At 70.9% G+C, this 12,178-nt stretch carries 15 protein-coding genes; 7 read left to right on the top strand and 8 right to left on the bottom strand.

The annotated features are described in order from the left end of the window. Nucleotides 1-136: 136 nt before the first annotated feature. Both OG522_RS32170 and OG522_RS32165 read right to left on the bottom strand, forming a co-directional pair. Nucleotides 137-652 (bottom strand): flavin reductase family protein, encoded by a 516-nt coding sequence (locus OG522_RS32170; protein ID WP_329466554.1) that lies wholly within the window; start codon nt 650-652, stop codon nt 137-139. Between the two features lie 199 nt (nt 653-851). Then, a complete protein-coding gene (locus OG522_RS32165) occupies nt 852-1,172 on the bottom strand; it encodes a TlpA family protein disulfide reductase (RefSeq protein WP_329466553.1) in 321 nt (106 codons plus the stop codon). A gap of 263 nt (nt 1,173-1,435) precedes the next feature. Between OG522_RS32165 and OG522_RS32160 the strand changes: the two genes are divergently transcribed. Next, nucleotides 1,436-2,167: a lysophospholipid acyltransferase family protein gene (locus OG522_RS32160; protein ID WP_329466552.1), complete on the top strand. Its 732-nt coding sequence runs from the start codon at nt 1,436-1,438 to the stop codon at nt 2,165-2,167. A 4-nt stretch (nt 2,168-2,171) separates the two neighbouring features. Here OG522_RS32160 and OG522_RS32155 read toward each other — a convergent pair whose 3' ends face one another. The 5 genes from OG522_RS32155 to OG522_RS32135 form a co-directional block, all read right to left on the bottom strand. After that, entirely contained in the window at nt 2,172-2,876 is a 705-nt protein-coding gene (locus tag OG522_RS32155; RefSeq protein WP_329466551.1) for a B3/B4 domain-containing protein, read from the bottom strand. 13 nt (nt 2,877-2,889) lie between these two features. Further along, nucleotides 2,890-3,489 (bottom strand): transglutaminase family protein, encoded by a 600-nt coding sequence (locus OG522_RS32150; protein ID WP_329466550.1) that lies wholly within the window; start codon nt 3,487-3,489, stop codon nt 2,890-2,892. Between the two features lie 78 nt (nt 3,490-3,567). Further along, a complete protein-coding gene (locus tag OG522_RS32145; protein WP_329467817.1) occupies nt 3,568-4,629 on the bottom strand; it encodes a threonine aldolase family protein in 1,062 nt (353 codons plus the stop codon). Then, nucleotides 4,626-5,372, bottom strand: a complete 747-nt coding sequence (locus OG522_RS32140; protein WP_329466549.1) for an SDR family oxidoreductase — start codon at nt 5,370-5,372, stop codon at nt 4,626-4,628. Before OG522_RS32140 ends, OG522_RS32145 begins: the two co-directional genes overlap by 4 nt. A gap of 26 nt (nt 5,373-5,398) precedes the next feature. Continuing rightward, complete coding sequence (locus OG522_RS32135) at nt 5,399-6,799, bottom strand: DUF6421 family protein (RefSeq protein WP_329466548.1); 1,401 nt, start codon at nt 6,797-6,799, stop codon at nt 5,399-5,401. Between the two features lie 202 nt (nt 6,800-7,001). On the opposite strand from OG522_RS32135, the gene OG522_RS32130 reads away from it, so the two are divergent. The 3 genes from OG522_RS32130 to OG522_RS32120 all read left to right on the top strand — a co-directional run bounded on the left by OG522_RS32130 (nt 7,002) and on the right by OG522_RS32120 (nt 9,396). Next, entirely contained in the window at nt 7,002-7,643 is a 642-nt protein-coding gene (locus OG522_RS32130; protein ID WP_329466547.1) for an HAD family hydrolase, read from the top strand. 102 nt (nt 7,644-7,745) lie between these two features. Beyond that, nucleotides 7,746-8,384, top strand: coding sequence for a PadR family transcriptional regulator (locus OG522_RS32125; protein ID WP_329466546.1), 639 nt, complete (start codon nt 7,746-7,748; stop codon nt 8,382-8,384). Between the two features lie 328 nt (nt 8,385-8,712). Then, the gene (locus tag OG522_RS32120; protein ID WP_329466545.1) at nt 8,713-9,396 is read left to right on the top strand and encodes a glycerophosphodiester phosphodiesterase; all 684 of its coding nucleotides are present in this window, start codon (nt 8,713-8,715) and stop codon (nt 9,394-9,396) included. A 6-nt stretch (nt 9,397-9,402) separates the two neighbouring features. Here OG522_RS32120 and OG522_RS32115 read toward each other — a convergent pair whose 3' ends face one another. Then, the gene (locus OG522_RS32115; protein WP_329466544.1) at nt 9,403-9,951 is read right to left on the bottom strand and encodes a GNAT family N-acetyltransferase; all 549 of its coding nucleotides are present in this window, start codon (nt 9,949-9,951) and stop codon (nt 9,403-9,405) included. A 74-nt stretch (nt 9,952-10,025) separates the two neighbouring features. Between OG522_RS32115 and OG522_RS32110 the strand changes: the two genes are divergently transcribed. The 3 genes from OG522_RS32110 to OG522_RS32100 all read left to right on the top strand — a co-directional run bounded on the left by OG522_RS32110 (nt 10,026) and on the right by OG522_RS32100 (nt 12,166). Continuing rightward, complete coding sequence (locus OG522_RS32110; RefSeq protein WP_329466543.1) at nt 10,026-10,412, top strand: VOC family protein; 387 nt, start codon at nt 10,026-10,028, stop codon at nt 10,410-10,412. Nucleotides 10,413-10,561: 149 nt separating this feature from the next. Continuing rightward, the gene (locus OG522_RS32105) at nt 10,562-11,125 is read left to right on the top strand and encodes a DUF5134 domain-containing protein (RefSeq protein ID WP_329466542.1); all 564 of its coding nucleotides are present in this window, start codon (nt 10,562-10,564) and stop codon (nt 11,123-11,125) included. A gap of 105 nt (nt 11,126-11,230) precedes the next feature. Further along, nucleotides 11,231-12,166 carry a M56 family metallopeptidase gene (locus OG522_RS32100; protein ID WP_329466541.1) on the top strand — a complete coding sequence of 312 codons (936 nt, stop codon included), beginning with the start codon at nt 11,231-11,233 and terminating at the stop codon, nt 12,164-12,166. Nucleotides 12,167-12,178 lie beyond the last annotated feature (12 nt).

Raw genomic sequence — 12,178 nt, 5'->3', positions numbered from 1 at the left:
TGGGGCGGTTTCCGGTCGGGGCGACCGGCGCTCCAACCGAAATATTACTCGCCAGTACACCCAGCTTGTCCCAAGTAAGCAAGCGCTTTGAACTGTGACCTTGCCAACGCTGAGTAATCGCCGCGCGGCGGAACTCTCAGTCGCGCAGAGCGTTGAAGCGGCCCTGGTGGTAGAGCAGCGGACGCCCGGCGCCGGCCGGGTCGCCGGTGACCACACGGCCCAGCACGATGCGGTGGTCGCTCTCGCCCGCCGGGACGCGGGCCACCACCTCGCAGACCAGCCAGGCCAGTACGCCGTCCAGGATCGGCACGCCCTCGGGGCCGGTGCGCCAGCGCGTGGGGGCCCCGAACCGGTCGGCGCCGCTGCGGGCGAACGTCGCGGCCAGGTCCTGCTGGTGCTCGCCGAGTATGTGCACGCCGATGTGGCGGGTCTCGGCCACCACGGGCCAGCTCGACGAGCCGGTGCCGATCCCGAAGGAGACCAACGGGGGCTCGGCGGCGACGGAGTTGAGGGAGGTGGCGGTGAAACCGACGGGGCGGCCGCCCCGCTGGGCGGTGATCACCGCGACACCCGCGGCGTGCTGGCGGAAGACCGACTTGAGCAGGTCCGGGGAGGCGGTGCGTGCGGTACCGAGATCGGGCGAGGCCGTCATCGAAATGTCCTTCTGCGGTGGGTGCGACGTGGGCTGCGGATGGTCAGCAGCCTGGACAGCGCGCGCTCGCGTTGCGGGCGAGGTCCACATGGGCGCGTCCATAAAGAAGGAGGTCGGTCGGCACATCGTCAGACTGACGATTGGGGGCGCTCACAGTCAAGTGCCCATCGGAATGTGGGAGATCCCTCACTGCGCCCCCTCATACCGCTTGCCCCAGCGCGGCGATGACGTCCGCGCGGCGGGGCTGTCCGGACGCCCGGCGCACGATGCGGCCCGCGGCGTCGAGCACCAGCACCGTCGGCGTCTTCACGATCTCCAGATCGCGTACGAGGCCGAGCCGCTCCTCGGCGTCGATCTCCACGTGCGCGACGCCCTCCACCATGGCGGCCACCTCGGCCAGGGTGCGTCGCGTCGCCCGGCACGGCTGGCAGAAGGCGCTGGAGAACTGCACCAGCGTGGCCCGCCGCCCGAGCCCGGCCCCCAGTTCTGCCTCGCCGAGCCTGCGCCCGCCGTCGTCCACAGCGCCGCCTCCCACAACCGCCCCCGCCCGCGTCTTCACGCCGCCACTACCTGCACTGTCGTACGGTTGCAGCGCGTATCGGTCCGCAATGATTCCCGGGGCCCCGACCTGCGAAGACGTGACGAGAATCTCCCCTGTGCACAGCGCCAGGACTGGCCAGCTCGGCGCGCATCGGGCACCATCTGCCCAAAGCCTAAAACCTACGGCTGCGTAACTTATCTCCGGGAGCACCCTCCCCGGGCACACGAAGGGTCCCCCCTCAGATGGCAGAACTCGTCTATCAGCCGGTCATCGGCGCCGCACGCACGATGTTCAAGGCGCTCGACCTGAAGATCGACACCCAGGGTTCGGAGAACATCCCTCGCACGGGCGGGGCGGTCCTCGTCAGCAACCACATCAGCTATCTGGACTTCATCTTCACCGGCCTCGCGGCGCTGCCACAGAAGCGCCTCGTCCGGTTCATGGCCAAGGAGTCGGTGTTCCGGCACAAGATCTCCGGCCCGCTGATGCGGGGCATGAAGCACATCCCGGTGGACCGCAAGCAGGGCGAGGACGCCTACCAGCACGCGCTGGCCTCGCTGCGCTCCGGTGAGGTGATCGGGGTGTTCCCGGAGGCGACGATCTCTCAGTCGTTCACGCTGAAGAGCTTCAAGTCGGGTGCGGCCAGGCTCGCGCAGGAGGCGGGGGTCCCGCTGATCCCGATGGCACTGTGGGGCACCCAGCGGGTCTGGACGAAGGGCCGCCCGCGCAACTTCAAGCGCAGCCACATCCCCGTCACCATCCGCGTCGGCGAGCCGGTGGAGGCGCCCGCGGACCAGTTCGCGGGCGCCATCACCCGGCGGCTTCGCGAGCGCTGCCAGGAGCTGCTCGAAGCCGCCCAGCGCGCCTATCCGGTCCGCCCGAAGGACGCGAGCGACACCTGGTGGGTGCCGGCCCACCTCGGCGGCACGGCGCCGACGCCCGAGCAGGTGAAGGCCCGGGAGACAGCGGGCTGAATCGTCACGCCTTCACGAAGCCGCCGACCGGGGCGTGGACGGTGATCCGGGCCCCGGGGCTGAACTTCTCCAGGAGGTCGGCCAGTTCGGCGCCGGCCGTCACCAGGTCGCAGTGCGGGGCCATGCCTTCGAGCAGGAAGAGCGCGTTGACCGACTCCTCGGTGAGCCGGGTCCGCACTCCCTGACGCCAGTTCCAGCGACGGCAGGTGACGCCCTCGTCGTCGCACCACACCACTTCACCCGTCTCCGGATACTCGACGACCGCCTCGCCGCCCGCGACCGTGTGGAACGGCTCCCGGCCAGTGGCCCGCACCAGCCGCATCGCTCCCTTGATGTGGTCGGTGTCCTCGCCGCCGACCGGAACGAGGTGGGCGACGCTGATCGCGTTGTACACGTCCACGAGGCGGTTGATGCGCGGCAGGCCGCCGTCGGCCACCGCGCGCCTGGCGAGCGCCTCCGCCGAGTTGCGGGTGCGGTTCGGCTTGGCGCCGAAGGCGGCGTAGGCCTCGCGCCAGGCGTTGAGGTGCGGGTCCTCGTGCGGGGCGCGCGAGCCGAGCCGCTCGGACAGTCGCCGCGCCGCGTCGTCCAGGAGTGCCGAACTCGCGCTGTCGCTGGGGGCGTTGACGAGTCCGGCCGCTTCGATGGCGACGTGGGTGAAGCCGGGCGCGAGAGCCGCGACGTCGTCGGACACGGTGAGCGTGAGCGTCATGATCGGTGGTGCCTCACAGTTCGGTCGGGTAGATCGTCCACAGCGACGGCCGGTCGGGCGCGGCCTTGAGCGCGGCGACCACCGCCGGGTGCGGTTCATCAAAGAGTACTGGATAGTCCACTTCGCTGAACTCCGCGCGGACGGGCCAGGCCAGCCGCTCCTCATCGAGGGAGAACTGGGCGTCCACACCGGGCGGCACGTTGCCCCGCGGGTCCTGACGCGCCCAGGTATCGGTGCCGGGCAGCTTGAGGGCGATGAGGCCGTGCAGGGCCGGGTCCGCACCGTTCTCGGTCAGGCGCTGATAGCAGAACGCGGCCGGGATGCCTTCGGCCCGCAGCAGCGCGGCGAGGGCGTGCGCCTTGGCACAGCAGATCCCGGTGCGCTGCGCGAGGACGTCGGAGGCGCGCCAGGTGACCCGCGGGTCGCCGGAGTCGGTGGAGTGCGGGATCTCGTCCCGTACGTACTCGAAGGCCGCCTTCGCGTATGAGTATGCGTCGGTGGTGCCGGACTTGAGTCGGGCCGCCCTCTCGCGCACCGTGGGGTGCTCATGGTCGACGACCTCGTCCGCGACTAGATAGGCGGAGAGTTGAGGGTTCCGCTGTATTGGATCCATGGCCCGTGAGGGTACGAATGCGACCGGCCGCGCGTCAATAGCTTTGCGGTCGGTCGCATAAGTATCCGCTTCGAGGGGCTAGCGGGCCATCTCTTCCTTCAGCGCCGCGAGGAAGCCGTCCACATCGTCCTCGGTGGTGTCGAAGGAGCACATCCAGCGGACGTCACCGGCCGCCTCGTCCCAGAAGTAGAAGCGGTAGCGCTTCTGGAGCCGCTCGCTGACGTCGTGCGGCAGCCGCGCGAACACCGCGTTGGCCTGCACCTCGTGGAGGATCTCCACGCCGTCGACCTGGCGCACGCCCTCGGCGAGGCGCTGGGCCATCGCGTTGGAGTGGCGGGCGTTGCGCAGCCACAGGTCCTTGGCGAGCAGCGCCTCCAACTGCACCGACACGAAGCGCATCTTGGAGGCGAGCTGCATGGACATCTTGCGGATGTGCTTCATCTGCCGCACGGCGTCCGGGTTGAGGACGACGATCGCCTCGCCGAACAGCATCCCGTTCTTGGTGCCGCCGAACGACAGCACGTCGACACCGACCGCGTTGGTGAACGTCCGCATCGGAACGTCGAGGGAGGCGGCCGCGTTGGATATCCGCGCCCCGTCGAGGTGCACCTTCATGCCGCGCTCGTGGGCGTGGTCGCAGATCGCCTTGATCTCGCCGGGCGTGTAGACCGTGCCCAGCTCGGTGTTCTGGGTGATCGAGACGACCTGCGGCATCGCGCGGTGCTCGTCGTCCCAGCCCCAGGCCTGCCGGTCGATGAGCTCGGGCGTCAGCTTGCCGTCCGGTGTCGCCACCGTGAGCAGCTTGAGCCCGGCCATGCGCTCGGGAGCGCCGCCCTCGTCCACGTTGATGTGCGCGGTCTCGGCGCAGACCACCGCGCCCCAGCGGTCGGTCAGCGCCTGGAGCGCGGTGACGTTCGCGCCGGTCCCGTTGAAGACCGGGAAGGCCTCCGCACTCGCGCCGAAGTGGCTGTGCATGACGCGCTGAAGGTGGTCGGTGTACTCGTCGTCGCCGTACGCGATCTGGTGACCGCCGTTGGCGAGCGCGATCGCGGCCAGGACTTCGGGGTGCGCGCCCGCGTAGTTGTCGCTGGCGAAGCCGCGCACTGTCGGGTCGTGGTGCGCTCGCGCGTCCGTCGTCACGGCTTGGGGGTCAGCCACAGGCGCTGTCCATTCACTTCCTTGGCGGGCCGGTCCCAGACTCCGGCGATGGCGTCGGCCAGCTCCGTGACATCGGTGAAGCCCGCGAACTTCGCATTGGGTCGCTCGGCGCGCATCGCGTCGTGCACCAGTGCCTTGATCACCAGGATCGCAGCAGCGGCCTTCGGCCCGTTCTCGCCCCCCGCCTTGCGGAACGCGTCGCCGAGCGCGAGCGTCCACGCCTCGGCGGCGGCCTTGCCCGCGTTGTACGCGGCGTTGTTCGCGGTGGGCTTGTGCGCGCCGGACTGGCTCACCAGCACGAAACGGCCCCGGTCGCTGCGCAACAGCGCGTCGTGGAAGGCGAGCGAGGTGTGCTGCACGGTCTTGACCAGCAGCTTCTCCAGGAGTTCCCAGTCGGCCAGATCGGTCTCCGGGAAGGAGGTGCTGCCGCGCCAGCCGCCGACGAGGTGGACCATGCCGTCGATCCGGCCGAAGTCCTTCTGTATGCGGTCGGCCCAGTCGCGGGTGGCCTGGAGGTCGAGGAGGTCCACGGTGTCACCGGTGACGGTCGCCCCGCCGTGCGCGTACCGCGCGGCGTCCACGGCCTCGGCGAGGCGTGCGGCGTCCGCGTCGGCTCCGACGACGACCGCGCCCGCCTCGGCGAGCCGCAGCAGCGCGGCCCGGCCGGCGGGTCCCGCGGCTCCCGCCACGGCGACGACGGCGCCGTTGAGAGGTCCGTTGTTCATCTTCCTCGCCCCTTCCGTACGAGAGCTCACGCGGCGGCCCCGACCGAGGCGGAAGTGGCGGTGATCCCCTTGGTGGAGGCGATCACGTTCTTCAGCTTCTTGGAGAGCGCCTCATAGAACATGCTGAGCGGAAACTCGTCCGGAAGCACGTCGTCCACGAGCTTGCGGGGCGGCAGCGTCAGGTCGAGGGCGTCGGGACCCTTGGCCCAGCGCGATCCGGGGTGCGGGGCGAGGTACTCGGAGACCAGGTCGTACGCCGCGAACCAGTGCACCAGCTTCGGACGGTCGATGCCGTCCCGGTACAGCTTCTCGATCTCGGCGCACAGCTGGTTGGTGACCTGCGGGGCGCGGTCCCAGTCGATGTGCAGCCTGTTGTCGGTCCAGCGCACCACGTCGTGCTTGTGCAGGTAGGCGAAGAGGAGCTGGCCGCCGAGCCCGTCGTAGTTGCGTACGCGGTCGCCGGAGACCGGGAAGCGGAACATCCGGTCGAACAGCACGGCGTACTGGACGTCGCGGCCGTGCTGGTTGCCCTCGGCTTCCAGTTTCACGGCCTCCTTGAAGGCGGTGAGGTCGCAGCGCAGCTCTTCGAGGCCGTACATCCAGAACGGCTGACGCTGCTTGATCATGAAGGGGTCGAACGGCAGGTCACCGTGGCTGTGCGTGCGGTCGTGCACCATGTCCCACAGCACGAAGGCCTTCTCGCAGCGCTCCTGGTCGGCCACCATCTCCCGGATGTCGTCGGGGAGTTCGAGGCCGAGGATGCGCACGGAGGCTTCGGTCACGGCGCGGAAGCGGGCCGCTTCGCGGTCGCAGAAGATGCCGCCCCAGGTGAAGCGCTCGGGGGCCTCGCGCACCGCGATGGTCTCCGGGAACAGGACGGCCGAGTGCGTGTCGTACCCGGCGGTGAAGTCCTCGAAGGTGATGCCGCAGAACAGCGGGTTGTCGTAGCGGGTGGCCTCCAGCTCGGCGAGCCACTCGGGCCACACCATGCGCAGCACGACCGCTTCGAGGTTGCGGTCGGGGTTGCCGTTCTGCGTGTACATGGGGAACACGACCAGGCGCTGGAGTCCGTCGGCGCGGTCGGCGGCCGGGTGGAAGGCGAGCAGCGAGTCCAGGAAGTCCGGTACGTCGAAGCCGCTGTCGGCCCACTTGCGCAGGTCGCCGACCAGGGCACGGTGGTACGCCTCGTCGTGCGACAGCAGCGGCGAGAGCTCCTCGACGGCTGCTATCACCTGGTCAAGGGTCGCCTCGGCGGCGGCGCGGGACGGGGCGCCCTCGGCGTCGAAGTCGATCGATCCATCCTTGGACTGCCAGGGCCGGATCTCCTCGACGGCATTCTTGAGCGCGGGCCAGGCAGGGTGTTCGACCACCCGCCCCTCGGCTGCTGCGCCCCCCACGGCCGGGTCCTGCACAAGAATTTCCGTCATGTCACTTCCTCCACAGGAGAACCTCGCGTTAAGACACCGTATCCGCGTTCGGTTCTTCCACTCAAGAGGGAACTCGACAAATTATCCTGCCGCCCCAGCTTCGCACCGCTCTTCTTCCTGTGTTACCGCAATGTTGCAGCGATGACTTCGGTCGGCGCGGCCCTGCCGGTCCTCGGGGGCCCTCGCCCTTATGGTGACGGTGATGATTGAGACCATCGTCCTCGACGTGGGCGAAACACTCGTACGCGACGACCGCTACTGGGCCTCGTGGGCCGACTGGCTCGGTTTCCCACGGCACACGGTCTCCGCGCTCGTCGGCGCGGTCGTCGTACAGGGCCGCGACAACGCCGACGCACTGCGGCTCCTGAAGCCCGGCATGGACGTCCGCGCGGCCCATGAGGCCCGCGAGGCGGCGGGCCGCGGGGAGCACCTGGACGAGACGGACCTGTACGACGACGTGCGGCCCGCGCTCGGCGGACTGCGCGATCTCGGCCTCCGGGTCGTCGTCGCCGGGAACCAGACGGCCCGCGTGGGCGAGCTCCTGCGCGGCCTGGACCTTCCGGCCGACGTGGTGGCCACGTCCGCCGAGTGGGGCGTCGACAAGCCGTCACCGGAGTTCTTCGCCCGTGTCCTGGAGGCTGCCCAGGCCGACCCGCACGCGACGGTGTACGTCGGTGACCATCCCCACCAGGACGTCTTCCCGGCCAAGCAGGCGGGCCTTCGCGTGGCGCACCTGCGACGCGGCCCGTGGGGACACTGGTGGGCGGACGACCCCGACGTCGTCGCGGCGGCGGACTGGCGGATCGACGCCCTCACCGACCTCAAGGCGCTCGTCGCCGGCTGACCGCGGCGGTGGGATCCGCCAACCGCGCCCACGGGATCACGGAGATTCGCACGCCCCCTGCGGGGGTTGTGCACGGGCTCCCCGCTCACTTCAATTCGCCATATGACCAGCCGTCAGATCCCCAGCAGTCATGATGCGGTACGGCCGTTGCCGGCGACGGCATGGGCAGTGCTCGGGCTGCTCTCGTTCCCCGGCGAGCGCACCGGCTACGAGCTCAAGAAATGGGCCGACGCCTCGCTGCGGTTCTTCTACTGGTCTCCGGCGATCAGCCAGATCTACGCCGAACTGCGCCGCCTGGAGGCGCTCGGCTACGCCACCTCCCGGCACTCGGGGCCCGACGAGGCGCGCACCAAGCGGCGTTACGCCATCAGCGAGGCCGGGCGGCGCGCGCTCGCCGAGTGGGCGCACTCCCCCACCGCGGCCGGGCCGCCCGTGCTGAAGCATCCCCTCGTGCTGCGGGTCTGGCTCGGGCACCTGGCCGCGCCGGAGCGGCTGCGCGAACTGGTCGAGGAGCATCTCGCCCGTACCGAGGCCGAGTTGGGGAACGTGCGGGCCGCCCTGGCGCACGCCGAGGACAGCGGGGACTGGGCGCATCCACGGATCGCGCTGCGCTGGAGCGAGCTGCGGGAGCTGGCCGAGCTGGAGCTGGCGCGGGCGATGCTCGCCGATCTCGACCGGCTGGCGCCACCGCCGCGGGGTGCGGAACCGGACAATGACGACGGCTGGCCCGGCCCCGGGTGACCGCGCGCGGCGGGCGCGTCAAGCCCGGAAGGACTCGCCCACGGGCGGGTGACACGAGTTGGCCCGATGCGGGTGCTCCCAGGTAGGACGGAGACTTCCGTCCCGTGCCCGCACCCCCGGAGCCGCGCCCATGAGTACCCGCGCCGTCCTTGTCGCAGCACTGATCACCGGCTTCATCCTCGGGATCGCGTCAACCCGGGCGGATGACTCCGATGGCCCACGCGAGCCGGGGTCCGTTGCGGTGGCGGGCCGTTAGGCTGCGGGACTGCCGCGTGCGCACGGGACTGCATCGCGCGCAATACCGCCGTCGACGGAAGCGAGGCCTGTCTTGACGTTCCTCACCATCGGTCATCGCGGGATCATGGGTGTCGAACCGGAGAACACCCTGCGTTCCTTCGTCCGCGCAGAACGCGCGGGCATGGACGTCATCGAACTGGATCTGCACCTCAGCAAGGACGGCGCCCTGGTCGTCATGCACGACGCCGAGGTCGATCGCACCACGGACGGGAACGGCCCGATCGGTGAACTGACCCTCGCCGAACTGCGCGAGCTGGACGCGGGCCAGGGCGAACGCGTCCCCGTGTTCGAGGAAGTCCTGGACGCGGTGAAGACCCCGATCCAGGCGGAGATCAAGGACGTCGCCGCGGCACGCACACTCGCGGAGGTGATGCTGCGGCGCGATCTGGTGAGCCGCGTCGAGGTCCTGTCGTTCCACGACGAAGCGCTCGCCGAGATCGCCGTGCTGGTGCCGGGGGTGCGCACCGGGCTCGTCGACGACAGCTGGGGGCCCGACCTCTTGGACCGGGCCAGGGCCGTCGGCGCGAAGACCCTGGTGCTGAGCATCCACCGGCTCACCCTGGAGACCGTCCAGCAGGCCCACGCCGCGGGTCTCAAGGTGATCGGCTGGACGGTGAACACCCAGGAGCAGCTGCGGCTGGTGCGCGCCCTCGAACTGGACGGCGCGACGACCGACTACCCGGAGATCCGCCGCACCGGCCGCTTCACCGCGTAACGCGCTTCAGTCCAGCTGCTTGACCAGCAGCTCGAATTCGAGGTCGTTGCGCTGCGGTACCCCGAAGCGCTCGTCGCCGTACGGGAAGGGCGTCATCTTTCCCGTACGGCGGTAGCCGCGCCGCTCGTAGAACGCGATCAGCTCGTCGCGCACCGAGATCACGGTCATGTGCATCTCACTGACGCCCCACTCGGCCTTGGCGGTGCGCTCCGCCTCGGCGATGATCTGCTTGCCAAGTCCCGCTCCCTGGAGGGCGGGAGAGACCGCGAACATCCCGAAGTAGGCCGCGTCGCCGCGGTGCTCCAGCTGGCAGCAGGCGACGAGGACGCCGTCCCGGGCCACCGTGAGCAGTCGGCTGCCCGGCGTCGCGATGACGGCGCGGACGCCTTCCGGGTCCGTGCGCTGTCCCTGGAGGATGTCGGCCTCGGTGGTCCAGCCGGTGCGGCTGGAGTCCCCGCGGTAGGCCGACTCGATGAGCGGCACCAGCGCCTCGACGTCTGCTTCGGTGGCGTCCCGGTAGGTCAGCTCTCCGTCGGTCCGGCTGGTGGTGTCCATCGTGTGCCCTCTCCCCAGGATTCGGTTGCGCTGCGGCCCCGACGAGCCTAACCCGGCGGTTAGGGTGCCTTTCCATGGTGCACGTACTGAGCAGCCGGACCCTCCTGCGTCCCACCGACCCCGAGCGTTCGCGCGCCTTCTACGGCGAGCAGCTCGGCCTCGCGGTCTACCGCGAGTTCGGTACGGGGCCGGAGCGCGGCACGGTGTACTTCCTGGGCGGCGGGTTCCTTGAGGTGTCGGGGCGCTCTGACCACCCGTCGGCGCCGGGTCTTCAGCTGTGGCTCCAGGTCGCCGACGCCGAGCAGGCGCACGAGGAGCTGAGGGGCCGGGGCGTGCCGATCGTGCGGCCGCCGGTGCGTGAGCCGTGGGGGCTGGTCGAGATGTGGATCGCGGACCCGGACGGCGTCCGCATCGCGGTCGTGGAGGTCCCCGCCGACCATCCGATGCGCTTCCGCCCCTGAGGCCCGGCGCCCCGACCGGTTGGGACGGCTTCTGACCGGTGGAGATCCCCTACGCGCTCCCCTTGTGTGTCCGCGCGCCCGCGTATGCCGCGCCGAGCGCGGGCATCGACTTGTCGGCAGGGCGAGACGTCGAGCGGGGGAGGTACTCCGTGCACGGTCCGGTGGTGCCCGGCTGGCTGCTCGTCGCGCTGTGCGCGGCGACCGGTTCGTACTGTCTGCTGCGGATGCGCAGCGGTTCGCCGACGGCGCGCAGTGCGGCGGGGGGTGAGGCCGTGATGGGGTTCGGCATGGCCGCGATGGCCGTTCCAGCCGCGTTCCTCGCGCCCCCGCCCTGGATCCTGAGCGCGTACGCGGTGGTCTTCGGCGGTGCCGCGCTGCGGGCGCTGTGGCTGGCCCGGGGAGCGGCGCACCATCTGCACCACGCGGTGGGCTCGCTTGCGATGGTCTACATGGCGCTCGCGATGGTGCCGGCGGCCGGGGACGCCGCGCACGCCGGCCACACGGGGCACACCGCGGGCGGGGTGCCGGCGCTGACCGGAGTGCTGCTGCTGTACTTCGCGGCCTATGTGCTCTCGACGGGGGTGCGGCTGCTGCCGGTCGCGGCCGGCGGTGCCCCGAGCGGGGCCGTCTCGTGGGGAGCACGGCCGGAACTGGCACTGGCCTGCCGCCTGTCGATGGGCATCGCCATGCTCGCGATGCTGATCGCCGTCTGAGCGGCCCGGCGCGCCCGAGCCCGCCGCGCGGTGGGCGCCGTGGCGTACGTCACTTGGCGTCTCCGGCCATACCTATGACGGCGGGCCCGCTCATAGGCTGAAGCCATGACGGTCTCCCTCGCGTTGCTGGTGCTCGGCCTGGTGTCCGCCGTCGCCGCCCCGCGACTGCTCGCCCGCGCCGACTGGGTCGAGCGCGAGCCGGTGGTGGCCCTGTGGGTGTGGCAGTGCGTGGTGGCCGCGGTGCTGCTCTGCTTCGGGCTCGCGATGGTGTTCAGTGCCGCGTCGGCCTGGCAGACCGTGCGCGGCCAGGTCTTCGCGTCCGCGCCCCGGGCCGTCGTCGAGGCGTACGCGCTGGGGCCGTACGGCCCCTGGTCGGCGGCGCTGGCGGTGGTGCTGTTCCTCGGTGGCGCCTGGACCGGGGCGATGCTCACCCGGGAGATCCGGGACAGCTGGGCGCGCCGTCACCGCAGCCGCGCCGAGCTGCGGCTGCGCTCGCCCCTGCTGCCCGGCGAGGAACCCTCGGGTGAGCGCCTGGTGGTGCTGGAGGCCGCGCGGCCGGACGCCTGGTGGCTGCCTGGCCAGACCCCTCAACTGGTCATCACTACAGCGGCACTTCAGCGTCTGAAGGGCCGTCAGCTCGACGCGGTGCTCGCCCACGAGGTGGGGCACGCGCGGGCCCGGCACGACTGGCTGCTGCACTGCTCGGGCGCCCTCGCCCGGGGTTTCCCCCAGGTGCCGGTGTTCGCGGCGTTCCGCGACGAGATGCACCGCCTGGTGGAGCTGGCCGCCGACGACGTGGCCTCCCGCCGCTTCGGCCGCCTCACGATCGCGCTGGCCCTGGTCGAACTCAACGAGCACCGCGGGGTGTTCGGGCCCTGCCCCGCCCCGGACGGCCAGCTCCCCCAGCGCGTGCACCGGCTCCTGTCGGCGGCTCCGAGGCTGACGGCGGCCCACCGGCTGCGGCTGACCGCGTACGCCGCGCTCGTTCCGGCGGTGCCGCTCCTGGTGGCTCTCGTACCGGGACTGCGCGCCCTGGGCTAGCCGTACCGGGCG

It is taken from the genome of Streptomyces sp. NBC_01431 (assembly GCF_036231355.1).
Taxonomy (GTDB): Bacteria; Actinomycetota; Actinomycetes; order Streptomycetales; family Streptomycetaceae; genus Streptomyces.
The sequence above is the reverse complement of the archived record's forward strand: the minus strand, read 5'-3'. Positions and strand labels throughout refer to the sequence as shown.